Below are 24,050 nucleotides of genomic sequence, written 5' to 3' on the forward strand. Positions count from 1 at the left end.
GGCGTCCGCCGCCGCGTCCCCGTCCACGGGTCAGTCCCCGTCCATGGGCTCGTCCTCGTCCCCGTCCATTGGCTCGTACAGCCGGGCCAGGCGCCGGGCGTCGCGGGCGAGGCGGGCGCGCAGGGACGGCGGGGCCAGCACCTCCGCCTCGGGGCCGAGTGCCGTGAGCTGGACGTGGGCGACCTCCTCGGACTCCACCGGCAGGGTCACCGTGCGCCGCCCGCGCGCGTCGGCGGGAGGGGCACCGGCCAGCGCCGCGCGCGCGGCCACCGGATCGACGACGTGCGCCAGCCGCCGCGCACCCTCCTCGGACAGCCGTACGACGGCCTCGGCGCGCAGGATCGAGCGGGCGAACTGCTCGGCGCGCTCCGCCCAGAACGCGGGCAGGTCGAAGCTCTCGTCCCGCGCGAACCCCGCTCCGTCCGCACCCGCTCCGTCCCCCTCCCGAGCCTCCACCGCCGTGAAGCGGTCCACCCGGTAGACGCGGAACCCCGGGGGAGCGGCCGGGGGAGCGGAAGACGGCTCCCCGCCCGCCGCACGGGCCTCTGCGACCCGCGCGCACAGGTACCAGACCCCCGCCTTCAGCACGAGCCCGTACGGCTCCAGCTCCCGCGTCACCTCGGCCCCGCCGCCGTCCTCGCCCGCCCCGCGCCGGTACCGCACCGTCACGACCCGGTCGGCCCGGACCGCTTCGGCGACGGCGGGCAGCAGCTCGGGCACCTCGGGCTCGCGGAACCAGGCCGGGGCGTCCAGATGGAAGCGCTGCGCCGCCGTGCGCGGGGCGTCGCGCACCGAGGGGAGCAGCGCGGCCGACACCTTCAGCCGGGCGGCCGAGGCGGCGTCCGCCAGCCCCATGTCGCGCAGCGCGTCCGGTACGCCGCTGAGGAACAGCGCCTCCGCCTCGTCGCGCGCCAGGCCGGTCAGCCGGGTGCGGTAGCCGCCCACCAGCCGGTAGCCGCCGGCCCGCCCCCGGTCGGCGTAGACCGGCACCCCCGCCTCCGACAGCGCCTGCGCGTCCCGCGTGACGGTCCGCTCCGACACCTCCAGCTCCCGGGCCAGCTCGGCGGCGGTCATCGGCTGCCGCGCCTGGAGCAGCAGCACCATCCTGATCAGCCGGGCGGCACGCATACGGCCATCATGCCGGGCCCCACCGACAACGACGAAGACGGCGGCGGAGGGGTACGGCCGCTGCCGCACCCCTCCGCCGCCTGTCGCGTCCCCCGGCCCTTACAGGCCGTACTTCGCAGGGCCGTACTTCACAGGCCGTACTTCACAGGCCGTACTTCTCGCGGGCCTCCTTGACCGCCGAGGCCTTCACCTCGCCGCGCCGGGCCAGCTGGGCCAGCGCCGCGACGACGATCGACTCGGCGTCCACACCGAAGTGGCGGCGGGCCGCGTCACGGGTGTCCGACAGGCCGAAGCCGTCGGCGCCCAGCGAGGACCAGTCCTGCTCGACCCACTGCGCGATCTGGTCCGGGACCTGGCGCATGTAGTCGGACACGGCCAGCACCGGGCCCTCGGCGCCCTGGAGCGCCTGCCGTACGTACGGCACCCGCTCCTCGCCGCGCAGCAGCGCCGCGTCGGCCTCCAGAGCGTCCCGGCGCAGCTCGGTCCAGGAGGTCGCGGACCACACGTCGGCGGCCACGCCCCACTCCTCGGCCAGCAGCCGCTGCGCGGTCAGCGCCCAGTGGATCGCGGTGCCCGAGCCGAGCAGCTGGATCCGCGGGGCGTTCACCGGGGCGGACAGACCGGCCGACTCCGCCGTGTTGAAGCGGTACAGGCCCTTGACGATGCCCTCGTCGATACCGAGACCGGACGGCTTGGCCGGCTGCGGCAGCGGCTCGTTGTAGACGGTGAGGTAGTAGAAGACGTTCTGGTCCTCGCCCTCGGCCGCCTCGCCGTACATCCGGCGCAGGCCCTCCTTGACGACGACCGCGATCTCGTACGCGAACGCCGGGTCGTAGGAGAGCGCCGCCGGGTTGGTCGCGGCGATGACCGGGGAGTGGCCGTCGGCGTGCTGGAGGCCCTCGCCCGTCAGCGTGGTGCGGCCGGCCGTCGCGCCGACGAGGAAGCCGCGGCCGAGCTGGTCGCCGAGCTGCCACATCTGGTCGGCGGTGCGCTGCCAGCCGAACATCGAGTAGAAGATGTAGAACGGGATCATCGCCTCGCCGTGCGTCGCGTACGACGACGAAGCGGCGATGAAGTCGGCCATCGAACCGGCCTCGGTGATCCCCTCGTTGAGGATCTGGCCGTTCTTGGCCTCCTTGTAGTACATCAGCTGGTCGCGGTCGACCGGCTCGTACGTCTGGCCCTTGGGGGAGTAGATCCCGAGCGACGGGAAGAGGCTCTCCATGCCGAAGGTGCGCGCCTCGTCGGGGACGATCGGCACCCAGCGCCTGCCCGTCTCCTTGTCGCGGACCAGGTCCTTGACCAGGCGGACGAAGGCCATGGTGGTGGCCACGTTCTGGGTGCCGGAGCCCTTGTCGAAGGCGGCGAACGCCTTGTCGGCGGGGGCGGGCAGCGGCGCGAGCGGGTGCACGCGGCGGGCCGGGGCCGGGCCGCCGAGGGCCGCGCGGCGCTCCTGGAGGTAGCGCACCTCGGGGGAGTCGGCGCCGGGGCGGCCGTAGGGCACCTGGCCGTCGACGAAGTCGCTGTCCTTGATCGGCAGGTCGAGGCGGTCACGCATCGCCTTGAACTCGTCCACCGTCAGCTTCTTCATCTGGTGGTTGGCGTTCTTCGAGGCGAAGCCGTCGCCGAGGGTGTGGCCCTTGACCGTCTGGGCCAGGATCACCGTCGGGGCGCCCTTGTGCTCCAGGGCCGCCTTGTACGCGGCGTAGACCTTGCGGGCCTCGTGGCCGCCGCGGGAGAAGTGGAAGCACTCGACGATCTTGTCGTCGCTGAGCAGCTTCGCCATCTCGGCCAGCGCCGGGTCGGCACCGAAGAAGTCCTGGCGGATGTAGGCGGCGTCCCGGGTCTGGTACGTCTGGACCTGGGCGTCCGGCACCTGGCGCAGCCGGCGCAGCAGCGCGCCCGTGGTGTCGAGCTGGAACAGCTCGTCCCAGGCGGTGCCCCACAGCGACTTGACCACGTTCCAGCCGGCGCCGCGGAACTGGGCCTCCAGCTCCTGCACGATCTTGAAGTTGGCGCGGACCGGGCCGTCCAGGCGCTGGAGGTTGCAGTTGATGACGAAGGTCAGGTTGTCCAGACCCTCGCGGGAGGCGAGCGCGAGAGCCGCCGTCGACTCCGGCTCGTCCATCTCGCCGTCGCCGAGGAACGCCCACACGTGCGAGGACGAGACGTCCTTGATGCCGCGGTTGGTGAGGTACCGGTTGAAGCGCGCCTGGTAGATCGCCGACAGCGGGCCGAGGCCCATGGAGACGGTCGGGAACTCCCACAGCCAGGGCAGGCGCCGCGGGTGCGGGTAGGACGGCAGGCCGTTGCCGCCGGCCTCCTGGCGGAAGTTGTCCAGGTGCTGCTCGGTGAGCCGGCCGTCGAGGAAGGCGCGGGCGTAGATGCCCGGGGAGGCGTGGCCCTGGATGTACAGCTGGTCGCCGGAGCCGTCGCCCTCCTTGCCGTGGAAGAAGTGGTTGAAGCCGGTCTCGTACAGCCAGGCCGCCGAGGCGAAGGTGGCGATGTGGCCGCCGACGCCGTACTTGGAGCCACGGGTCACCATCGCCGCCGCGTTCCACCGGTTCCACGCGGTGATACGGGCCTCCAGGGCCTCGTCACCGGGGACGGCCGGCTCCGCGGCGGTCGGGATGGAGTTGACGTAGTCCGTCTCCAGCAGCTTGGGCAGGGCGACACCAGTGCCCTCCGCGCGCTCCAGCGTGCGGCGCATCAGGTACGCCGCACGGTGCGGCCCGGCCGCCTGGGCGACGGCGTCCAGGGAGGCCCGCCACTCGGCGGTCTCCTCGGGGTCGCGGTCCGGGAGCTGGTCGAGCTCGCTCGGCTGGATGGCGTTGGGGTCGGTCATGTCGCCGCCTTCCTCAGTCGAAGGGGGTTCCCTCATCTGGTAAGGGTTCGGGGGTGCCCTAGGTCTTTGGCAGGACAGGGCGGAGGGCCCTGGTCAGAGCCCGTCGCCGACTGTAACCCCCTGATCGATGATCGATCAAAGGGTTGAGGGGGAAAACCTCTCGATTCCGAGAAAGTCGGCACCCGGTGCCTTTCGGACAGGCACGCCGTGCCGCATTTTCGAACTGTTTCCGCAGGTGAGCGGGGAAGTGCTCGACTGGCGTCAGGGGCGCGGAGCGCACCCGAGGACATGCGCCTTGACCAGTTCCGCGATCCGCGGATCACGCCGCCGGAACGCCTGCACCAGCTCCTCGTGCTCCTCCGCGTACGACTGCTGCACCGTGCCGAGCCAGCGGATCGACAGCGCCGTGAACACCTCGATGCCCAGCCCCTCCCAGGTGTGCAGCAGCACCGAGTTCCCGGCCGCGCGCACCAGCTCCCGGTGGAAGCCCACGGTGTGCCGCACCTGCGCCGTCCCGTCGGCGCGCCGGTCGGCCTCGTAGAGCGCGGACACGTGCGGCTCCAGGGCCGAGCAGTCCTCCGCGAGCCGTCCGGCGGCCAGCTCCGCCGCTATGGCCTCCAGACCGGCCCGGACCGGGTAGCTCTCCTCCAGGTCGGCGGCGGTCAGATTGCGCACCCGGACGCCCTTGTTGGGCGCCGACTCGATCAGCCGCAGCGACTCCAGCTCGCGCAGCGCCTCCCGCACCGGCGTCTGGCTGACCTCCAGCTCGGTCGCGATCCGCCGCTCCACGATCCGCTCGCCCGGCTTCCAGCGCCCGCTGACGATCCCCTCCACGATGTGCTCGCGGATCTGCTCGCGCAGCGAGTGGACGACGGGCGCGGTCATGGAGGCTCCTTAGAACGGGACCGAAGACGGCCCCCGGGGGCATTGACGCTTAGACAATACGGCGGTCCGCGCACGGCGGAAGGGCGCATACGGGCGCTTTCACGCAGGTGAGACGAGGCTTACACGCCGTGATGGCCAAGAAACGGCAAACGGCGGCGCCCCCGCCCGGAGTGCTCCGGACGGGGGCGCCGCACCAGCTCCCTGCGGGGAGCGGACAGGTCAGAGGCCCAGCTCGACCTCGAACTCGCCCGCCTCCAGGATCGCCTTGACCGCCGTCAGGTAACGGGCCGCGTCGGCGCCGTCCACCAGGCGGTGGTCGTAGGAGAGGGTCAGGTAGGTCATGTCGCGGACGCCGATGACCGTGCCCTCCTCGGTCTCGATGACGGCCGGACGCTTGACCGTGGCACCGATGCCGAGGATCGCGACCTGGCCCGGCGGCACGATGATCGTGTCGAAGAGCGCGCCGCGCGAACCGGTGTTGGAGATGGTGAAGGTCGCACCGGACAGCTCGTCCGGCGTGATCTTGCTGGCCCGCACCTTGCCCGCCAGCTCGGCCGTGGCCTTGGCGATACCGGCGATGTTGAGGTCACCGGCGTGCTTGATGACCGGGGTCATCAGGCCCTTCTCGGAGTCCACCGCGATACCGACGTTCTCGGTGTCGAAGTAGGTGATGGTCCCCTCGGCCTCGTTGATCTTGGCGTTGATGGCCGGGTGGGCCTTCAGCGCCTGCGCGGCGGCCTTGACGAAGAACGGCATCGGGGAGAGCTTGACGCCCTCGCGCGCCGCGAAGGAGTCCTTCGCCTGGGCGCGCAGCCGCATCAGCCGGGTCACGTCGACCTCGACCACCGAGGACAGCTGCGCCTGCTCGTGCAGGGCCTTGACCATGTTGTCGCCGATGACCTTGCGGATCCGCGGCATCTTCACGGTCTGGCCGCGCAGCGGGGAGGCCTCCAGGGCGGGGGCCTTCTTCGCGGCGGGCGCGGCAGCGGCGGCGGGGGCCGGGGCGGCGGCCGGGGTCTTCGCGGCCTCGGCGGCGGAGAGCACGTCCTGCTTGCGGATGCGTCCGCCGACGCCGGTGCCCTTGACGGCGCCCAGGTCGACGCCGTTCTCGGCGGCGAGCTTGCGCACCAGCGGGGTCACGTAGGCACCGTCGTCGGTCGCCTGGGCGGCCGGGGCGGGGGCGGCCGGAGCGGCGGCCGGGGCCGGGGCGGGCGCCGGAGCCGGGGCGGCCGGGGCCTGCGGGGCCGGGGCCGGAGCGGCGGGAGCCTGCGGGGCCGGGGCGGGAGCGGGGGCCGCGGGAGCCTGCGGGGCGGCCGGTTCCGGAGCCGGGGCCGGGGCCGCGGGGGCCGGGGCGGGGGCGGCCGGAGCCGGGGCGGCCGCGGGAGCGGCACCCGGGGCACCGATGACGGCGAGCTTGGCGCCGACCTCGGCGGTCTCGTCCTCGCCGACCACGATCTCCAGGAGCACACCGGAGGTGGGCGCCGGGATCTCGGTGTCGACCTTGTCCGTGGAGACCTCGAGCAGCGGCTCGTCGGCCTCGACGGAGTCGCCGACCGACTTCAGCCAGCGGGTGACGGTGCCCTCGGTGACGGACTCACCGAGCGCGGGCAGGACCACGTCCGTGCCCTCGGCGCCACCGGCGGGGGCGGCGGGCGCCTCCGCGACAGGGGCCGGGGCCGGGGCGGCGGGAGCCTCGGCGGCGGGGGCCGGGGCGGGCTCGGCGGCCGGGGCGGGAGCGGCCTCGGCGGCGGGCGCCTCGGCAGCGGCGGGGGCGCCCGAGCCGTCGTCGATGACGGCCAGCTCGGCGCCGACCTCCACCGTCTCGTCCTCGGCGACCTTGATGGAGGCCAGCACACCGGCGGCCGGCGAGGGGATCTCGGTGTCGACCTTGTCGGTCGAGACCTCGAGCAGCGGCTCGTCGGCCTCGACGCGCTCGCCCTCGGCCTTCAGCCAGCGGGTGACAGTGCCCTCGGTGACGCTCTCGCCGAGCGCCGGCAGGGTTACGGAAACCGCCATGGTTTCGGTTGCTCCTTACGAAGTACGGAAGTCTGTGTCGTCGCGCCCGTTGACCGAAGGCTCAGTCGTGGGAGTGGAGGGGCTTGCCGGCCAGGGCCAGGTGGGCCTCGCCGAGCGCCTCGTTCTGCGTCGGGTGGGCGTGGATGAGCTGCGCGACCTCGGCCGGCAGCGCCTCCCAGTTGTAGATCAGCTGCGCTTCGCCGACCTGCTCGCCCATGCGGTCGCCGACCATGTGGACGCCGACCACGGCACCGTCCTTGACCTGGACGAGCTTGATCTCGCCCGCGGTCTTGAGGATCTTGCTCTTTCCGTTGCCCGCCAGGTTGTACTTCAGGGCGACGACCTTGTCCGCGCCGTGGATCTCCTTGGCCTTGGCCTCGGTGATGCCGACGGAGGCGACCTCCGGGTGGCAGTACGTGACCCGGGGGACACCGTCGTAGTCGATCGGGACGGTCTTCAGACCGGCCAGACGCTCCGCCACCAGGATGCCCTCGGCGAAGCCGACGTGCGCGAGCTGGAGGGTGGGGACCAGGTCGCCGACGGCCGAGACGGTCGGGACGTTGGTGCGCATGTACTCGTCGACCAGGACGTAGCCGCGGTCCATGGCGACCCCGGCCTCCTCGTAGCCCAGGCCCTGGGAGACCGGGCCGCGGCCGATGGCGACGAGCAGGACCTCGGCCTCGAACTCCTTGCCGTCGGCGAGGGTGACCTTGACGCCGTCCTGGGTGTACTCCGCCTTCTCGAAGAAGGTGCCCAGGTTGAACTTGATGCCCCGCTTGCGGAAGGCGCGCTCCAGCAGCTTGGAGCTGTTCTCGTCCTCGACCGGGACGAGGTGCTTGAGCCCCTCGACGATGGTGACGTCGGTGCCGAAGGACTTCCACGCGGAGGCGAACTCGACGCCGATGACACCGCCGCCGAGGATGATCGCGGACTTCGGCACCCGGTCCAGCACGAGGGCGTGGTCGGAGGAGATGACGCGGTTGCCGTCGATGGTCAGGCCGGGCAGGGACTTCGGCACGGAACCGGTCGCCAGGAGGACGTGGCGGCCCTGGATCCGCTGGCCGTTGACATCGACGGAGGTCGGGGAGGACAGCCGGCCCTCACCCTCGATGTACGTCACCTTGCGGGAGGCGATGAGCCCCTGGAGCCCCTTGTACAGGCCCGAGATGACCTCGTCCTTGTACTTCTGGACGGCCGGGACGTCGATGCCCTCGAAGGTGGCCTTGACACCGAACTGCTCGCTCTCGCGGGCCTGGTCGGCGATCTCGCCCGCGTGCAGCAGGGCCTTGGTGGGGATGCACCCCTTGTGCAGGCAGGTACCGCCGACCTTGTCCTTCTCGATCAGGGCGACGTCCAGGCCCAGCTGCGCCCCGCGCAGGGCCGCGGCGTAACCGCCGCTGCCACCGCCGAGGATCACTAGGTCGAAAACGGTGCTGGCGTCGTTCGCCACGTCACGTCCTCCATGCATGTGCGCCGTGCCGGTCGTCGGTGACCGGCGGGCGGCTTGTGTCCGGCCGCTCGTTCTTCGGCCCTTTGGGTGGGGGCCCTGTCCTGCCGACGCCCATCTTCGCACTTGTCGGGGGTGAACGAGACGCGGGGCCGGGGTGTGAGACATACCACCCGCCGCACGCACCGGGACGCGGGGGCGCGCCGTGCGCCGGACGCGGCGGCCCCGGGTGCGCCGGGCACCCGGGGCCGCCGCGGTGCGGGAGCGGGCCTCAGCCCAGGTCGCCCGCGGCCGTCAGCTCGGCCAGCCGGACCAGGGTGCGCACCGCGCTGCCCGTGCCGCCCTTGGGGGTGTAGCCGAAGGGGCCCTGCTCGTTGAAGGCCGGACCGGCGATGTCCAGGTGCGCCCAGGTGATGCCCTCGCCGATGAACTCGCGCAGGAACAGACCGGCGACCAGGCCGCCGCCCATCCGCTCGCCCATGTTGGCGATGTCGGCGGTCGGGGAGTCCATGCCCTTGCGCAGGTGCTCGGGCAGCGGCATCGGCCACGCCTCCTCGCCGACCTCCTCGGCGGCCTCGTGGATCGCGGAGCGGAACGCGTCGTCGTTCGCCATGATCCCGAAGGTGCGGTTGCCGAGCGCCAGCACCATCGCGCCGGTCAGCGTCGCGACGTCCACGATGGCGTCCGGCTTCTCCTGCGAGGCGGCCCACAGCGCGTCCGCGAGCACCAGCCGGCCCTCGGCGTCGGTGTTGAGCACCTCCACCGTCTTGCCGCTGAACATGCGCAGCACGTCACCGGGGCGGGTGGCGGAACCGGAGGGCATGTTCTCGGCCAGCGCCAGCCAGCCGGTCACGTTGACCTCCAGGCCCAGCCGGGCGGCGGCGACGACGGCGGCGAAGACCGCGGCGGCACCGGCCATGTCGCACTTCATCGTCTCGTTGTGACCGGCCGGCTTGAGCGAGATGCCGCCCGAGTCGTAGGTGATGCCCTTGCCGACGAGCGCCAGGTGCTTCTTCGCCTTCGAGCTGGTGTACGACAGCTTGACCAGGCGCGGCCCGGCCGCCGAACCGGCGCCGACGCCCAGGATGCCGCCGTAGCCGCCCTTGGCGAGCGCCTTCTCGTCCAGCACCTGGATCTTCAGGCCGTGCGCCTTGGCCGCGTCCTGCGCGATGGCGGCGAACGAGGCCGGGTTCAGGTCGTTGGGCGGGGTGTTGATGAGGTCGCGGGCGCGGTTCAGCTCCTCGGCGAGGGCGGTGGCGCGCTCGATCGCCGCCTTGAACGCCTTGTCGCGGGACTTGCCGCCGAGCAGCACGGCGTCGGCCAGCGGCGCCTTGCCGCCACGGCGCTTGGCGTCCTTGCCCTCCTCCTTGTACGTGTCGAAGGAGTACGCGCCCAGCAGCGCGCCCTCGGCGACCGCGCCGGCGTCGGCGGCGTCCGCGAGCGGCAGCGCGAACGCGGCCTTCTTCGCACCGGTGAGGGCGCGGGCGGCCACACCGGCGGCCCGGCGCAGCGCCTCGGCGTCGAACCCGGCGTCCTTCTCGGGCTCGGCGCCCAGGCCCACCGCGAGGACGAGCGGGGCCTTGAAGCCGGACGGCGCGGGCAGCTTCGTGACCTCGCCCTCGGCCCCGGAGGCGCCGAGGGTCTCCAGGACGGCGGCGAGCTTGCCGTCGTAGGCCGCGTCGACGGCCTCGGCGCCCGGTGCGAGGACCAGGGTCCCGGACCTGGATGTGCCCTTGGCGACACCGACGACGATCGCGTCGGCGCGCAGGCCGGGCGCCGCGGCGGTGCTGAGAGTGAGAGCAGTCACGGTGGTGATTTCTCGCTTCCCTGTGAAAGGTGGTTGGCCGAATACGGGTGGGTCGACCGGGCCCGACGACCGACCTCAGGCCCTGTCGGACCCGACTCCATCTGCGGTGCGGTCTGCACCCGGGCAGGCAATCACCCGGCACGAGCCTACGCGCGTCCGCACGCCGATCCGTCGCGTGGTCTTCACCCGGCGGCGGCACGGCCGTCACCGGATGCCCCGCGCACCGCCGCACCATGCGTGCGCGGGACGCCGCCGGGAAGCCAACTGCCCTGGCGGCGGGGTGCGGTGGGGCATCGGCGACGATCGAATGGTGCACACCCCCACGGATCACCCCACCACCCGCCCGGTCCGGCGGGAGCGGCGGTGAGGGCAAGGCGCGTGCGGGGAAGGCCACCGCGTCCCCGGCGGACCGCGAGGTCATCTGTTACGTCTCCACCGGCGCCTGGGAGGACTTCCGGCCCGACGCCGGACGCTTCCCCGCCTCGGTGCTCGGCGAGGGCAACGGCTGGAAGGGCGAGCGCTGGTTCGACATCCGCCGCACCGGATTCCCGCTCACCGCCGCCGACCAGCTCCGCCACACCGAGTACGAACTGCCCACCGGCCGCTTCTGCTTGCGGTCCCGCGAGCTGGAACTGAGCTCCCTGCTCAAGAAGTACGTGCTGGGGGCGTGGCGCCGGGCGTGCTGAACCCCGTACCCGACGGGGGGAACCCCGGGCCGGGCGGGGGAGGGAATCCCGGGCCGCCGCCGGGCGGCGGGAACCCCGGCGCGGCGGGCGGCGGGAACGCCGGACCCGGCAGTGCGTCCGGGGCGGTGAGGTCCGGGGCGGTGCGGAGCGGCGCGCCGGGGGCGGCGCCCAGCCACAGCCCGGTGACCGACGTCCGCGCCAGCCGGTCGGCGAGCGAGCGCCGGCCGGGGAACAGCACCGGCAGCGCGTTGACCAGGAAGAGCAGCACGGCCACCGCCCACACCAGCACCGACAGCAGGAAGTGCCCCTCGATCAGCAGCACGCAGGCCACCGCGTAGACGGCGACGTCGGCCGCGGTGGTGACGGCGGCCCGGACCGCGGCCGAGCGGCCCCGCCGGGACAGCGTCGAGAGCGGGGCGACCTTCAGCCCGAGCAGCGCCTTGCCCGCCGTGCGCCCGGCCAGCGTCAGACAGGCCCACTGGTAGAGGAAGGTGGCGAGCACCAGCAGCGCGAAGCCCTGCTCCACGTACAGCACGGCCTTGTTCCACAGCGAGAGGCCCAGGTGCTCGGAGCTGCCGACGACGTCACCGCGCGAGCCGAGCAGATCCAGGCCGCCGCGCGTGGCCAGCTCGGGTACGTCGGTGACCAGGGCGGCGATCCGGTGGAAGGTGAGCACGGCGAGCGCGGAGGCCGCCGCGACCATCAGCGCGAAGTCGATCAACCAGGCCATGACACGGCGCAGCTTCGGCACAGACGTCCCCCGATCCCGTCACCCGTTGTCTGTTCCGCCGTTCAGACTAGCGAGCGGGGGACGGGCGGCCGAAGGGTCCGGCGGGAATCGTTTCAGCCCAGTGACACGACGAGCAGCGCACAGGTCGCCGCCGTCTCGGCGAGGCCGCCGAAGACGTCGCCGGTCACTCCGCCGAAGCGGCGCGTGCAGTGCCGCAGCAGCAGTTCCGCGGCGCCGAGCGCGGCGAGTACCGCGGCGGCCGCGCGCCAGGCGGTGCCCGTGCCGAGGGCCGCGCCCGCCGCGCCCGCCGCCAGGGTGACGGCGAGCGCCACGGCCAGCGCGGCGGGCACCGGCACCACCCCGGCGACGGCCGCGCCCAGCCCCTCGGGCCGGGCGGCGGGCACCCCGGTGCGCGCGGCCAGGGTCAGCGCCAGCCGGGCGGCGGCCGCGGAGACGACGGCCGCGAGCGCGCCGCGCGCCCATGAGCCGGCGTACGCCTGGGTGAGGGCGGCCACCTGGGCGAGCAGCACGAACAGCAGGGTGATCACGCCGAAGGGGCCGATGTCCGACTGCTTCATGATGCGCAGCGCGTCCGCGGCGGGCTTGCCGCTGCCCAGCCCGTCGGCGGTGTCCGCGAGCCCGTCCAGATGCAGACCGCGGGTCAGGACGGCGGGCACGGCGGCGGTGGCGACGGCGGCGAGCAGCGGAGCGGCCCCGAGCAGGTGCAGCAGCAGCCCGGCGCCCGCCGCGGCCACGCCCACCACGAGCCCGGCGACCGGCGCGCACAGCATCCCCCCGCGCGCCGCCCCCCGGTCCCAGCGGTGCACCCGGACCGGCAGCACGGTCAGTGTGCCGAAGGCGAACCGCGGCCCGTGCGTCCACGAGGAGTCCCGTGGGGGAGAGGCAGGGGAGGACGGAGCGGGCGACGGGGACGAGGGGTCGGACACGCGGGCAGACTACGGGAGGGGCGCGCGCGGCGGGCCGGTGGGCGGGCGACCGCCCGGCGGACGGGGCAGACTGCTGTCCATGGGGCACTGGCTGTACCGCAACATCGTCGAACCCGGCAAACTGCCCCTGCTCCTGGCGCTGGGCGCGTTCGTCGCCACCTTCCTGATCACCCGTGTCATCACCCGTCTCATCCGGGCCGGCCGGGGCCCCTTCGGGAACGTCAAGGCGGGCGGGCTGCACATCCACCATGTCGTCCCCGGAGTCGTCCTCGCCGTCCTGGGCGGCTTCGGCGCGATTGCCACCAGCAGCAGGCACGGCGTGGGCGCCTCGGTGTTCGCGGTGATCTTCGGTACGGGCGTGGGTCTCGTCCTGGACGAGTTCGCGCTGCTGCTGCACCTGGACGACGTCTACTGGACCGAGGAGGGCCGCAAGAGCGTCGAGGTGGTGGTCCTCACCGCGGCCCTGGTCGGACTGGTCCTCGCCGGGTTCTCCCCGTTCGGCGTCAACGACGTCACCCCCGGTGAACTCCAGGACCGCGGGACGGTCATCGCGGGCGTGGCCGCGAACTTCCTCCTCTCCCTGGTGGCGCTCGGCAAGGGCAAGCTGCGCCTGGCGGTCTTCGGCGTGATCGTGCCCTTCGTCGCCCTGGTCGGCGCCGTCCGGCTGGCCCGGCCCGGCTCCTACTGGGCCCGGCACCTCTACCGCCACCGCCCGCGCGCCCGCGCCCGCGCCGCCCTCCGCGCCCACCGCCACGACCGCCGCTGGACGGCACCCCGCCGCGCCTTCCAGGACTGGATCGCCGGCAAACCGACCACAGCCCCGCCCGCCCTCCCGACCGCGGGCCCGCCCCCCTTGACGGAACCGCGCCCCACCCCGGAGACGGACCCCGCCCCGGGCCCGGAACCGGGCGGAGCCCCCGTCCGGGACGCGGAGCCGGGAACAGACCCGGGGGAGGGACGAGACCGAGGGAGCCGAGGGAAGGAACGAGGCCGGGGGAAGGGCCGGGATCCGGGTGGGGGCACGGCCCGGACCTGAGGCCGGTCCTGTGCCGGACCCGGCGCGAGCGGTGCGGCGGGGCCGGGACCGGGTGTGTGTGAGGGGAGGCCGGGGTGGGGCCTGGCGCCGTCCTGAGGTCCGGTTCGGTTCGGTAGGTCCGGCTCGGTCCGGTCAGGGCGGAAGCTGCGGCCCGGACGCGGAGCCGGAGCCGGGTGCGGGGCGAGGTTCGGCTGAGGGCGTGACCCCGGCGCGAGCACGCGGCAGGCGGCCTGGACCGGATTGCCTGGCTCTGCCGTGGTGCGGGTGCGGGTACGGCCCGGCTTGGGTGCCGGTCCGGCTCGGGCGCTCGGCCCGGACGCGTCCTCCTGGCCGGGGACCCGGAGCCCGGCGTCTGCCGTGCGTGGTGCGGCGCCGGGTCAGGTGTCATGGACGCGGCCGGACGCCGGGCCCGCTCCGGGCGTCGGACTGCCCCCCGCCCCGGCGGTGTTCCGCGCGCCTGTCCCGGCCCGGACCCAGACGGCGGCCCCGCGCCCGGACGCCGTCCCGGGCTCCGGCCCGGCGGCCGCGGCCGCAGACCCTGGCTCCGTCCCGGCGCACGCCCCGCCCGCTCGACCGGATCCACCACCCCGGCCGCCCCGGCCGACCCGGCCTCCGGGACCACGACCGGCGACACCACCCGGACCGGTCCCCGGCCCGGCCTCCGTCTCCGCCCCCGCGCGGCAAGCGGTGCCGCAGGCCGCCGCTGCCGCCGCTGCCGTCGTCGGCGGGGGAGGCGGTGGGCGGCGGGGGGTGCGGCGCAGGGCCGCCGGGGCGGCGTACAGCAGTGCCGCGCCCGCGATCGCGGCCAGGTGCTCCTTTCCCGCGAGGTTGTCCTTCAGGGCGGCCTCGGCGGCCATGGCCGCGGTCACCGCGCCCGCCGTGAGGTACGCCCCGTGGCGCAGGCCGACGTACACCGCGAGCCCGACGACGGCCGCCGACGGGCCGGTGTCGACGACGTGCGCGTCGGCGGGCGGCAGACCCAGCGGGTGGTGCGGGCCCAGGGCGAGGCCGAGCCGCGCGTACAGCGTGCCGGTGAGCGTGGCGGCGTAGGCGACGGCCAGGGTGCGCGGCCGGCCGAGGCAGATCTCGGCGACGCCGAACACACACAGGACCTGCGCCAGCGCACCCCACACCGGCAGGTCGGGCGCCGGGACGCACAGCGAGAGCGGGGTGTGCAGCAGGGCCCGCCACAGCGGGTCGTCGGCCCGTACGACACCGGTCCGCCGCACCAGGGCGTCCCCCCACGGCCGGTGCTGCGCGAAGTACAGCAGCGCCGTCAGGCACACGGCGGCCAGCGTCATCGGCACCGCACGCGGCCCGCGCCCCAGCAGCGGGCCGCGCACGGCGCCGTACACCCGCGCCCACTCGGCGCCGACCCGGCGGACGGCGCGCCCCATCAGGCCCGTACGCCGTGCCCGGCGCACCGCTGCCGCGACCCCGGCGACCCCTGCGGTTCCGGTGCTCCCGTTGGTCCCGGCGTCCCCGCCCTCATCGCCGGGTCTCCAGCCGCCCCCGGCGGCGCAGCCACTCCGGCAGTCCGCGCACCGCCGGACCGGTGGTCAGGAAGCCCTCCGCGCGGGCCGCCGCGAGGCCGATGCGCGGCAGGTCCGCGCTCTTCTCGAAGAGCAGGAACCGCGGCTCCCACACCGGCCGGTACTTGGCGTTGGCGCGGTACAGCGACTCGATCTGCCACCACCGGGAGAAGAAGCCGAGCAGCGAGCGCCACACGCGCAGCACCGGACCGGCCCCGAGCCGCGCCCCGCGTTCGAAGACCGAGCGGAACATCGCGAAGTTCAGCGAGACCTGGGTGACGTGGACCTCCCGCGCCCGGCCGAGGAGTTCGATGACCATGAACTCCATGAGGCCGTTCTCGGCGTCCCGGTCACGGCGCATCAGGTCCAGGGACAGCCCGTGCGGCCCCCAGGGCACGAAGGAGAGCAGGGCGCGCAGAGCGCCGTGCGCGTCGTGGCACTCCAGCATCACGCAGCGGCCGTCGGCCGGGTCGCCGAGCCGGCCCAGCGCCATGCTGAAGCCGCGTTCGGTGGGCCCGTCCCGCCAGTCGTCCGCCCGCCGCACCAGCGACGCCATCTCGTCCGCCGGGATGTCCTCGTGCCGCCGTACGCGCACGGTGTACCCGGCCCGCCGCACCCGGTTGTGGGCCTGCCGCACGGTGCGCATGGCCCGGCCCTCCAGGGTGAAGTCGGCGACCTCCACCACCGCCTCGTCGCCCAGTTCCAGGGCGTCCAGGCCGTGGCGCGCGTACACCGTGCCCGCCTCCTCGCCCGCGCCCATCACGGCCGGGATCCAGCCGTGCGCCCTGGCCTCGGCCAGCCACGGCCCGATGGCGCCGGGCCACGCCTCCGGGTCGCCCAGCGGATCCCCGGAGGCCAGCGACACCCCGCCCACCACCCGGTAGGCGACGGCCGCCTTCCCGGTCGGCGACCACACGACGCTCTTCTCGCGGCGCAGCGCGAAGTAGCCGAGCGAGTCCCGCTCGCCGTGCCGGTCCAGCAGCTCGCGCAGCCGCTTCTCGTCGTCCTCGGTGAGCGGGTCGACGGCGCGCCGGGAGCGGAAGGCGGCGTACAGGACGGCGAGGACCAGCGCCGTGGACAGCACGTTGACGGAGACGTCCGCCCAGGGCGGGGTGGCGATCCCGGGGAACCTGGCCTCCGGCGCGGCCACCGAGACCAGCCGCAGCGTGCCGTAGTGCCAGCGCTCGGGCCAGGTCGAACGGGCCGCGTCCGGCGCCTGGTTGGTGACCGTCACCAGCAGGGTGGCCAGCAGCGAGGCGGTCAGCAGCCCGGCCGTCGCGACGAGGGCGGCGAGCTTCGGGTTGGCGCGGTCGCCCTTGGCGTAGAACTCGCGCCGCCCGAGCAGCAGGGCGGCCACGAAGGCGGCGGTGAGGACCAGCGAGACCCAGTTCTGCGCGGAGCCGCGGATCTCCGGCAGCGTCATCGCGACGGCGAACAGCCCGAGGAACGGCGCGCTCAGACCGAGGTTCAGGATCCAGGCGGCCCGCTTGCGCCGCCGCATGGTGACGGCCAGGAAGGCGGCGAACACCCCGGAGGCGAAGCCGGCGGTGAGCAGGTACGGGGTGAACAGGTTCTCCTGGTTGTGCCGCCGTACGTCCTGGCCCAGGGAGACCCACACCGCGCTGAGGAAGTCGACGAACGCGACCGCCCGCAGATACCAGACGGCCCACGCGGCGGCCCGCCGCGAGGTCGCGCCGCCCCGGCCGTCCGGACCACCCCGCCCTCCCCACCCGCCGGGGCTGCCCTGACTGGCGGAACGGACGGGCTCGATTCGGGCATCTCCCATGAATACGGATCATATGCATGGCAGTGCGGCACGGTACGGACGCGCGTCGCACCGCACCGCGCCGTGTCCCGCACCCCGAGCCGTGTCCCGCTCCCGCGCCCGGCGCGTCAGTCCAGGCCGGAGTAGTCCGTGGGCTCGTCCTCCGGAGCGGCGGCGGCCGCGACGGTCCCGGCGGCGGCGTCGGTCTCGTCGTCGGCGGCGGGCGCCGTCTCGGGCAGCTCGGCCGCCAGGTCCGCGGCGGCCCGCACCAGCGGGAGCGCCAGCAGCGCGCCCGCGCCCTCCCCGACCCGTACGGCGTGGTCGAGCAGCGGCTCCAGCGCCATCCGGTCCAGCGCCTTGGCCTGTCCCGGCTCCCCGCTGACGTGCCCGGCCAGCCACCAGTCCGGCGCCCGGAAGGCCACCCGCTGCGCCACCAGCGCGCACGCCGCCGAGACCACGCCGTCCAGGATCACCGGCAGCTTGCGCACCGCGCACTGGAGCAGGAAGCCGGTCATCGCCGCCAGATCGGCCCCGCCGACCGTCCCGAGCAGCGCCAGCTGGTCCCCGAGCACCGGCCGCGCCCGGCGCAGCGCGTCCCGGATCGCGGCGCACTTGCGCATCCAGGCCAGGTCGTCGATCGCCTCGCCGCCGCGGCCGGTCACCACCGACGCGTCCGTCCCGCACAGCGCGGCGATCAGCACCGCCGCCGCCGTCGTCCCGCCCACGCTGACGTCACCGAGCACCACGAGGTCCGTACCGGAGTCGGCCTCCTCGTCGGCCACCGCGACCCCGGCCCGGAACGCGGCCTCGGCCTCCTCGGGGGTCAGCGCGTCCTCGATGTCGATGCGTCCGCTGCCGCGCCGCACCCGGTGCCGTACGACGTCCTCGGGCAGCGCCCCGGGCTCGCAGTCCAGGGCCATGTCCACCACCCGCACCGGCACGCCCTGGCGCCGGGCCAGCACGGAGACCGGCCGCGCGCCCTCCAGCACCGCCCGGACCGACTGCGCGGCGGTGCCCGCCGGGCGGCCCGACACGTCGAGCGCGGCGATGCCGTGGTCACCGGCGAAGAGCACGACGCGCGGCTGTTCGACCGGCCGCACCGGTACGGCGCCCTGGGCCGCGGCCAGCCACTCACCCAGGTCGTCGAGGCGGCCCAGCGCACCGGGCGGCACGACCTGACGCTCCCGGCGCGCCTCGGCGTCACGCCGCACTCCGCCGTCGGGGCGCTCGATCAGATCGGAGAAGTCGTCGAGATTCAGCGAGCTCATTCGCCGAACAGTACCGGCCCCGGCCGAACGGGACCGACCCACGTCCCGAAGACGCTGCCGCCCCCGCACGGCCGACGCCGCCACCCCCGCACGCCGACGCCGTCGCCTCCGCGCGCCGAGCCGCCGGCACACCCGTACGGCGTCTTCCCGGCCGCGACACGGATCCCATACGTTCCCTTTTGCAGGGAATTGTCGACAGTGGCCGCACGACCGGCCGCCCCGGCCGCTCCCCGCCGTACGCCCGCTCGCCCACCGGGAGCCGACCATGCCGCCCCTGCCGTACGCCCCGCGGGTCTACGACCCGCGCCGCATCGGGTACGCCGCCGAACTCGCCCAGGGCACCGACCGGTTCCACGAGCCGCGCCGCGCGGACTGCCCCTGGTGCGGCTCGGCCCGGCTGCGCACCCGGCTGAGCGCGCCCGACCTGCTCCAGCGCAAGCCGGGCAGATTCGCGCTCGACCAGTGCCGCGACTGCGGGCACGCCTTCCAGAACCCCCGGCTCACCCCGGCCGGACTCGCCTTCTACCACCGCGACTTCGACGAGAGCGACCCCGGGGCACTGCCGGACCCGGTGCTCGCCGCCCGCCGCAGCCACCGCAGGCACCGCTGGGACGCCCATCTGATGCGCGACGTGGGCGAACCGGAGAGCTGGCTCGACGTCGGCACCGGCCACGCCCATTTCCCCGCCGCGGCCCGGGAGATCTTCCCGTACACCTCCTTCGACGGGCTCGACCCCACGCCCCGGGTGGAGGCCGCGCGCGCGGCCGGGCGGATCGAGGAGGCGCACATCGGCCATCTGTCCGACCCGCGCGTGGCCGAACGGCTGCGCGGACGCTACGACGTGGTCAGCATGTTCCATCACCTCTCCCACGCCCCCGACCCCCGGGCCGAGCTGCGCGGCGCCCTCACCGCGCTGCGCCCCGGCGGCCACCTCCTGATCGAACTGCCCGACCCGCGCAGCGCGTTCGCCCTGCTGCTCGGCAAGTGGTGGCTGCCGCACGGGCAGCCGCGCCATCTGCACCTGCCGCCCGTGCGCAACCTGCGCGCCGCGCTGGAGTCCGCGGGCTGCACCGTCCTCGTCACCGACCACCGCACCCCGCACACCCCGAACGACCTGTCGGCCGCCCTCGCCCTGGCCCTCGCCCGCCTGCTGCCCGCCCCCGACGCCCCCTGGCGGCAGACCCCGCCCAGCACCCCGCGCCGGGCGCTGCGCACGGTCCTCGCCGCCGCCACCAGCCCGCTGGTCGACCTCGCCGCCCTGCTCGATCTGGCCCTCGCCCCGCTGCTGCGCCGCACCCCGGGCTGCTCGAACACCTACCGGCTCGTCGCCCGCCGCGACACGGCCGGACCCGTCTGAGCCGTCCCACCCGCGCGGACCCGCCGCGGCAGCTTCCGCCGCTTCCGCCGCCTCAGCCGCGCAGGCGCAGCGCCTGGCCCGCCACCACCAGCAGCACCTGCTCGCACTCGGCGGCGAAGGCCGCGTTCAGCCGGCCCAGTTCGTCGCGGTAGCGGCGGCCCGAGGCGGTGGCCGGGACGATGCCCGAACCGACCTCGTTGGAGACGGCGACCACGGTCCGCCGGGCGGCCCGGACCGCCGACGTCAGCGCGGCCGTCCGCTCCCGCAGCGCGCGTTCACCGCCGTCCGCCCACTCCGCGTCGTCCCAGGCGCCCACGGAGTCCATCGCGTCCGTCAGCCACAGCGACAGGCAGTCGATCAGGAGCGGCGGACCGTCCTGCGCGAGCAGCGGCAGCAGGTCGCACGTCTCGGACGTACGCCACGAACCCGGCCGCCGCTCCCGGTGCAGGGCCACCCGCGCCGCCCACTCCGTGTCCCCGCCCCGGGTGCCGCCGGTGGCCACGTACAGCACGTCGGGAAAGGCCGCCAGCCGCCGCTCGGCCTCCACCGACTTGCCCGAACGCGCCCCGCCCAGCACCAGCGTGCGCCGGGGCACGTCCGGTACGGCCGCCATGTTCTCGTACGCCCCGATCACCAGCGTGCTGCCGTCCGGCACCGCCCGCGCCCCGGCCGCCGCCAGCCGCCGGGACAGCTCGGGACCCGGCGGCACATCGTGGTCGAGATGGACCGCGACGACATCGGTCGCCCGCCCCACCGCCCCCACCGCCCGCAGCTTCGCCAGCGCGTCCGGCCGCCCCGTCACATCCGCGACGACCATGTCGTACGCCGGTACCGAACCCTCCTCCAGACCGGCCGGGGCGCCGCCCGGCGGCAGGTACAGCAGCCGCTTGCCGTCCGGCCCGGTCACCGCGTACCCCGTGCCCGGCGCGTCCAGCGCCACCGCCCGCACCCGGTGCCCGGTCAGCAGCGCCAGCTCCCGCCCGTCCGGCACCCGGCCCGGCTGCGGCAGCCCGGCGGGCACCTCCACGGCCGGACCGTCGTGCGGATGGGACAGCAGCACCTGGGCCACCTGCCCCAGCGACTGCCCGGCCCGAGCGGCGGCGAACGCCACGCCGGGCGTCAGGTCCAGCAGCAGCGACCCGTCCACGAGCAGCGCCGTCGCCGCGCGGGCCTGCGCACCGAGGGCCGTCGCGCAGGCCGCGCACGGGCAGTGGGGGCGGGGCAGCCCCGCGGGGGCACCGGTACCGAGCAGAGTCACGTCCACGGACCCGATTTTCCCGTGCCGGTGCGGGTCGTGCGCATCCGGCTAGGCTGCTCCGGGCGGGAACCGGATCATGCTCCGCGTGATCCGGCCGCCGATGGGCAGTGTGTGCAGTGGGTGCGCAGTGCGCCCGCAGACGTGTGCCCGTACTCGTGTGCTCGCATCAGGGAGGCGTACATGGCGGCATGGACGTGGCGGTTCGAGACGGCCGACGGGACGGAGGTCCAGCCCGCGGTGGAGCCGGAGGAGTTCACCACGCAGGGCGATGCCGAGTCCTGGATCGGGGAGAACTGGAAGGCTCTGGCCGACGGCGGCGCGGACCAGGTGCGGCTGTTCGAGGACACCGCCGAGATCTACGGTCCGATGAGCCTGCACGCCGACCAGGCCCAGGCGTAGGGCCCGGGGCCTCGCGGACCGGGTCCATCGGACGGTCCCGGCCCGCCGGACGGGTCCCGGCCCACCGGACGGTCCCGGCGCGGCGGCGGCCACCGACGGCCGCCCCCGTGCCGGGCCCCGCTCACGCTCACTGCTCGCCCAGCGTCACGTCCACCGTCCGCTCGGCGCCGTCGCGGGAGTACGTCACCTTCGTCCGCTGCCCCGGCCTGTCCCCGGCCAGCGCCTCCGACAGCGAGGTGATGTCGGTGATGCCGGTGCCGCCGACCTTGAGGATGATGTCGCCGGGCCGGATCCCCGCCCGGTCCGCCGCGCCACCGGACTTCACCTCGACGACCGCGACCCCGGCGGGCTGGTACGAGGTGTCGATGACGGTGCGCCCGGTGATGCCGAGCGCGGCCCGCCCCGAGTCGACGACCTTGCCGTACCTCACGATCTGCCCGGCGATCGTCCTCACCATGGACGAGGGGATCGCGAACCCGATGCCGGGCGCCGCGCTGCCCCCGAGCTGCGGATCGGTGGCGGCGAGCGTCGGGATGCCGATGACCTGGCCGTCCAGGTTCACCAGCGCGCCCCCGCTGTTGCCGGGGTTGATCGCCGCCGAGGTCTGCACCATGTCGGCGATGGTCGCCCCCGTGCCGCCGCCGCTCTGCCCCTCGCTGACGGTCCGCCCGGTCGCCGACACGATCCCCTGGGTGACGCTCGACGAAAGACCCAGCGGCGACCCCATGGCGAGCACGATCTGCCCGACCGCGACCTTGTCCGAGTCCCCGAAGGCGGCCGCCTTCAGCCCGTCCGGCACCTTGTCCAGCTTGACGACGGCGAGGTCCTGCTCGGGATAGGCGGACACGAGGGTCGCGGTGAGCGTCTCCTCGCTGCCCGCCGTGGTGACGCGGAAGCGCTTCTCGTTCCCGACGACGTGCGCGTTGGTGACGATGTGCCCCTTGTCGTCGAAGACGACCCCCGAGCCGAGGTCGCGGCTCGCCTGGATCTGCACGACCGAGGGCAGCACCTCCTTGATCACCCGCTGGTAGTCGCTCTGGAGGTCGTCCGCCGCCGCCGGGGCGGCCACCTGCCGTCCGCCCGAGGAGGGTGTCGGGGCGCCGGAGGCCGCCGTCTCCTCGGGCCCGGCGGAACCGCTGCACCCGGCCAGCGCGACGGCACAGCACACGAGCGCGACCAGCGGACCGGTCGTCCGGCGGCCCCGGACACAGGGACGGCCACGGGTGCGCGTACGGCCGGGTGCGGCACTGCCGGCACGGCTGACGGGGCTGGTACGGCTGCGGAAAGCGTCCATGAGCCGAGTCTGTCGCCGGGACGGACACCGGGCCCTGCCGACGCACCCGATCGGGCGGCCGAGGCGGCCTGCCCGGGGGAGGGACCGGGCGGCCCTAGCCGCGCACCCCGCACAGATGCAGCAGCGCCGCCACCGCGCGGTACGGGTCGGTCCGGCCGGCCCGCTCCTCCGTGTCGAGCAGCGTGGCCACGTCCGCCGGCGGCTCGGCGCCGTCCGCCGCCGTGTCCGTGAAGACCCGCACCCCGTACCAGGCGTGCAGCGGCGCGCCGATCCCCGCGAGGGTCGCGGTCAGATCGGCGAGCCGGTCCGCCCGTACGTCCAGGCCCAGCCGGTTGCGGTACACCGTCGAGTCGAACGCGGCCAGCGCGGTCGGCCAGTCGCCCGTCAGCCCCGGCCGCAGCGCCAGCGCGTCGGCGTTGCGCACCAGCAGCGACAGCAGACCGCCCGGCGCGAGCATCCGGGCCAGCCCCGCCAGCAGCGGGTCGGGCTCCTCGACGTACATCAGCACGCCGTGGCAGAGCACGACGTCGAAGCTGCCGGGCAGGAAGTGCACCCCGGTGTCCTGGCCGTCGCCCTCGACGATCCGCATCCGCGCCCGGATGCCCTCGGGCTCGGCGGCCAGCGCCTCCCGCGCCACGGCGATCATCTTCTGGTCGCGCTCCAGGCCGGTGACCTGGTGCCCCGCACGGGCCAGCCGCAGCGCCTGGGTGCCCTGGCCCATCCCGACGTCGAGCACCCGCAGCCGCTGCCCGACCGGGAAACGCCCCGCTATCTGCTCGTCGAGCTGCCGGGCGACCAGCTCCTGCCGTACGACGTCACGCAGCCCGCCCAGCTTCTGGAGCCAGGCGTCGGCCGCGCCCCCGGAGAAAGCGGTCGTACTCAGGGCCGCTCTCCACGCTTGACCTGCGGCTTGGGCAGCCGGAGCCGGCGCATCTGGAGGGAGCGCATCAGCGCGTAGGCGACGGCGCCCTTGCGGCTCTGGTCCGGGAAGCGCTCCGCCAGCCGCTTCTTCAGCCGGAAGACGCTGAGGACCCAGTCGAGCACGATCAGCACGATCACCACGAGCCACAGCAGCAGCGCGAGGTTCTGCAGGTAGCCGACGCGCACGATGCTCAGCACCAGGATGACCACGGCCATCGGCAGGAAGAACTCCGCGACGTTGAACCGCGAGTCGATGAAGTCGCGCGCGAACTTGCGCACCGGGCCCTTGTCACGGGCCGGGAGGTAGCGCTCGTCGCCGCTGGCCAGCGCCTGGCGCTGGCGCTCCATCTGGACGCGGCGCTCCTCGCGCTGCCGCTTGGCGGCCTCCTTGCGGTTGGTCGGCGTGTTGGCGACGCTGCGGCGCTGGCCCTGGGCCTCACTCCTCTTCGGCGTGGGGCGGCCCTTGGGCGCCTGCGGGTCACGGGGCTGCTTGGAGATGCTCACCGTCGTCTTTTCGGCGACCGGCGCCTTCTCTTCCTTGGCACGGCTACGGAACACAAATCCCAAGGGTACGGGCTCGACCCGCATGGACCCCAGCCCGGTGGGGAACGATCCGGCAACACCGGACGTCTTAAGGGGACAGGGGGAAGACGGTCCGCACTCCGGCCGGGCCCACAGTCGGGGTCACCTACTCCCTACGCCGGATCGGGAACGCGGTCAGTCGTCCTT

18 protein-coding genes and 1 pseudogene are annotated in these 24,050 nt (G+C 74.6%); 4 read left to right on the forward strand and 15 right to left on the reverse strand.

What is annotated here, in order from left to right; genetic code table 11:
- Positions 1-30: 30 nt before the first annotated feature.
- The 6 genes from ACWDYF_RS05785 to ACWDYF_RS05810 all read right to left on the reverse strand — a co-directional run bounded on the left by ACWDYF_RS05785 (position 31) and on the right by ACWDYF_RS05810 (position 10,128).
- Complete coding sequence (locus ACWDYF_RS05785; RefSeq protein WP_389466960.1) at positions 31-1,128, reverse strand: helix-turn-helix transcriptional regulator; 1,098 nt, start codon at positions 1,126-1,128, stop codon at positions 31-33.
- A gap of 142 nt (positions 1,129-1,270) precedes the next feature.
- On the reverse strand, positions 1,271-3,973 hold the full coding sequence (gene aceE / locus ACWDYF_RS05790) for a pyruvate dehydrogenase (acetyl-transferring), homodimeric type (RefSeq protein WP_381743671.1): 2,703 nt from the start codon (positions 3,971-3,973) through the stop codon (positions 1,271-1,273).
- Positions 3,974-4,234: 261 nt separating this feature from the next.
- Positions 4,235-4,858: a GntR family transcriptional regulator gene (locus ACWDYF_RS05795; RefSeq protein ID WP_018567379.1), complete on the reverse strand. Its 624-nt coding sequence runs from the start codon at positions 4,856-4,858 to the stop codon at positions 4,235-4,237.
- Between the two features lie 219 nt (positions 4,859-5,077).
- Positions 5,078-6,874, reverse strand: coding sequence for a 2-oxoglutarate dehydrogenase, E2 component, dihydrolipoamide succinyltransferase (gene sucB, locus ACWDYF_RS05800; protein ID WP_389466956.1), 1,797 nt, complete (start codon positions 6,872-6,874; stop codon positions 5,078-5,080).
- A gap of 61 nt (positions 6,875-6,935) precedes the next feature.
- Positions 6,936-8,324: a dihydrolipoyl dehydrogenase gene (lpdA, locus tag ACWDYF_RS05805; RefSeq protein WP_018567381.1), complete on the reverse strand. Its 1,389-nt coding sequence runs from the start codon at positions 8,322-8,324 to the stop codon at positions 6,936-6,938.
- 268 nt (positions 8,325-8,592) lie between these two features.
- Positions 8,593-10,128, reverse strand: coding sequence for a leucyl aminopeptidase (locus ACWDYF_RS05810; protein ID WP_389466953.1), 1,536 nt, complete (start codon positions 10,126-10,128; stop codon positions 8,593-8,595).
- A gap of 233 nt (positions 10,129-10,361) precedes the next feature.
- On the opposite strand from ACWDYF_RS05810, the gene ACWDYF_RS05815 reads away from it, so the two are divergent.
- Entirely contained in the window at positions 10,362-10,814 is a 453-nt protein-coding gene (locus ACWDYF_RS05815) for an endo alpha-1,4 polygalactosaminidase (RefSeq protein WP_389466950.1), read from the forward strand.
- Here the strand turns inward: ACWDYF_RS05815 and ACWDYF_RS05820 are convergent.
- Both ACWDYF_RS05820 and ACWDYF_RS05825 read right to left on the reverse strand, forming a co-directional pair.
- Entirely contained in the window at positions 10,774-11,544 is a 771-nt protein-coding gene (locus ACWDYF_RS05820; RefSeq protein ID WP_389466947.1) for an RDD family protein, read from the reverse strand. The two genes, ACWDYF_RS05815 and ACWDYF_RS05820, sit on opposite strands and share 41 nt — an antisense overlap.
- A gap of 113 nt (positions 11,545-11,657) precedes the next feature.
- Complete coding sequence (locus ACWDYF_RS05825) at positions 11,658-12,491, reverse strand: adenosylcobinamide-GDP ribazoletransferase (protein WP_389466945.1); 834 nt, start codon at positions 12,489-12,491, stop codon at positions 11,658-11,660.
- A gap of 79 nt (positions 12,492-12,570) precedes the next feature.
- On the opposite strand from ACWDYF_RS05825, the pseudogene ACWDYF_RS05830 reads away from it, so the two are divergent.
- Positions 12,571-13,326: pseudogene (locus ACWDYF_RS05830) on the forward strand (hypothetical protein); the annotation flags it as partial.
- 578 nt (positions 13,327-13,904) lie between these two features.
- Here the strand turns inward: ACWDYF_RS05830 and ACWDYF_RS05835 are convergent.
- The 3 genes from ACWDYF_RS05835 to cobT form a co-directional block, all read right to left on the reverse strand.
- Positions 13,905-14,924: a hypothetical protein gene (locus ACWDYF_RS05835; protein WP_389466942.1), complete on the reverse strand. Its 1,020-nt coding sequence runs from the start codon at positions 14,922-14,924 to the stop codon at positions 13,905-13,907.
- 91 nt (positions 14,925-15,015) lie between these two features.
- Positions 15,016-16,845, reverse strand: coding sequence for a phosphatidylglycerol lysyltransferase domain-containing protein (locus ACWDYF_RS05840; protein WP_389466939.1), 1,830 nt, complete (start codon positions 16,843-16,845; stop codon positions 15,016-15,018).
- A 107-nt stretch (positions 16,846-16,952) separates the two neighbouring features.
- Positions 16,953-18,092 carry a nicotinate-nucleotide--dimethylbenzimidazole phosphoribosyltransferase gene (gene cobT / locus ACWDYF_RS05845; protein WP_389466937.1) on the reverse strand — a complete coding sequence of 380 codons (1,140 nt, stop codon included), beginning with the start codon at positions 18,090-18,092 and terminating at the stop codon, positions 16,953-16,955.
- Between the two features lie 265 nt (positions 18,093-18,357).
- Here cobT and ACWDYF_RS05850 point away from each other — a divergent pair, with 265 nt between their 5' ends.
- Positions 18,358-19,449 carry a class I SAM-dependent methyltransferase gene (locus ACWDYF_RS05850; RefSeq protein WP_389466935.1) on the forward strand — a complete coding sequence of 364 codons (1,092 nt, stop codon included), beginning with the start codon at positions 18,358-18,360 and terminating at the stop codon, positions 19,447-19,449.
- Positions 19,450-19,501: 52 nt separating this feature from the next.
- Here the strand turns inward: ACWDYF_RS05850 and ACWDYF_RS05855 are convergent, their stop codons facing one another.
- Positions 19,502-20,713, reverse strand: coding sequence for a bifunctional adenosylcobinamide kinase/adenosylcobinamide-phosphate guanylyltransferase (locus ACWDYF_RS05855; RefSeq protein WP_389466933.1), 1,212 nt, complete (start codon positions 20,711-20,713; stop codon positions 19,502-19,504).
- Between the two features lie 174 nt (positions 20,714-20,887).
- Here ACWDYF_RS05855 and ACWDYF_RS05860 point away from each other — a divergent pair, with 174 nt between their 5' ends.
- Positions 20,888-21,106 carry a hypothetical protein gene (locus tag ACWDYF_RS05860; protein WP_018567391.1) on the forward strand — a complete coding sequence of 73 codons (219 nt, stop codon included), beginning with the start codon at positions 20,888-20,890 and terminating at the stop codon, positions 21,104-21,106.
- 127 nt (positions 21,107-21,233) lie between these two features.
- Here the strand turns inward: ACWDYF_RS05860 and ACWDYF_RS05865 are convergent, their stop codons facing one another.
- The 3 genes from ACWDYF_RS05865 to ACWDYF_RS05875 all read right to left on the reverse strand — a co-directional run bounded on the left by ACWDYF_RS05865 (position 21,234) and on the right by ACWDYF_RS05875 (position 23,909).
- Positions 21,234-22,286 carry a S1C family serine protease gene (locus ACWDYF_RS05865; RefSeq protein ID WP_389467001.1) on the reverse strand — a complete coding sequence of 351 codons (1,053 nt, stop codon included), beginning with the start codon at positions 22,284-22,286 and terminating at the stop codon, positions 21,234-21,236.
- 208 nt (positions 22,287-22,494) lie between these two features.
- On the reverse strand, positions 22,495-23,199 hold the full coding sequence (locus tag ACWDYF_RS05870; protein ID WP_389466996.1) for a class I SAM-dependent methyltransferase: 705 nt from the start codon (positions 23,197-23,199) through the stop codon (positions 22,495-22,497).
- 80 nt (positions 23,200-23,279) lie between these two features.
- The gene (locus tag ACWDYF_RS05875) at positions 23,280-23,909 is read right to left on the reverse strand and encodes a DUF3043 domain-containing protein (protein ID WP_389466930.1); all 630 of its coding nucleotides are present in this window, start codon (positions 23,907-23,909) and stop codon (positions 23,280-23,282) included.
- Between the last annotated feature and the right edge of the window lie 141 nt (positions 23,910-24,050).

The sequence above is a fragment of the Streptomyces sp. NPDC003284 genome (genome assembly GCF_053589675.1).

Bases quoted from the DNA above. Each gene is read 5' to 3' on its own strand.
- ACWDYF_RS05785 (WP_389466960.1), bottom strand. From the start codon at position 1,128: ATGCGTGCCGCCCGGCTGATCAGGATGGTGCTGCTGCTCCAGGCGCGG.
- aceE (WP_381743671.1), bottom strand. From the start codon at position 3,973: ATGACCGACCCCAACGCCATCCAGCCGAGCGAGCTCGACCAGCTCCCG.
- ACWDYF_RS05795 (WP_018567379.1), bottom strand. From the start codon at position 4,858: ATGACCGCGCCCGTCGTCCACTCGCTGCGCGAGCAGATCCGCGAGCAC.
- sucB (WP_389466956.1), bottom strand. From the start codon at position 6,874: ATGGCGGTTTCCGTAACCCTGCCGGCGCTCGGCGAGAGCGTCACCGAG.
- ACWDYF_RS05815 (WP_389466950.1), top strand. From the start codon at position 10,362: ATGCGTGCGCGGGACGCCGCCGGGAAGCCAACTGCCCTGGCGGCGGGG.
- ACWDYF_RS05820 (WP_389466947.1), bottom strand. From the start codon at position 11,544: ATGGCCTGGTTGATCGACTTCGCGCTGATGGTCGCGGCGGCCTCCGCG.
- ACWDYF_RS05835 (WP_389466942.1), bottom strand. From the start codon at position 14,924: ATGGGGCGCGCCGTCCGCCGGGTCGGCGCCGAGTGGGCGCGGGTGTAC.
- ACWDYF_RS05840 (WP_389466939.1), bottom strand. From the start codon at position 16,845: ATGGGAGATGCCCGAATCGAGCCCGTCCGTTCCGCCAGTCAGGGCAGC.
- cobT (WP_389466937.1), bottom strand. From the start codon at position 18,092: ATGAGCTCGCTGAATCTCGACGACTTCTCCGATCTGATCGAGCGCCCC.
- ACWDYF_RS05850 (WP_389466935.1), top strand. From the start codon at position 18,358: ATGCCGCCCCTGCCGTACGCCCCGCGGGTCTACGACCCGCGCCGCATC.
- ACWDYF_RS05860 (WP_018567391.1), top strand. From the start codon at position 20,888: ATGGCGGCATGGACGTGGCGGTTCGAGACGGCCGACGGGACGGAGGTC.
- ACWDYF_RS05875 (WP_389466930.1), bottom strand. From the start codon at position 23,909: ATGCGGGTCGAGCCCGTACCCTTGGGATTTGTGTTCCGTAGCCGTGCC.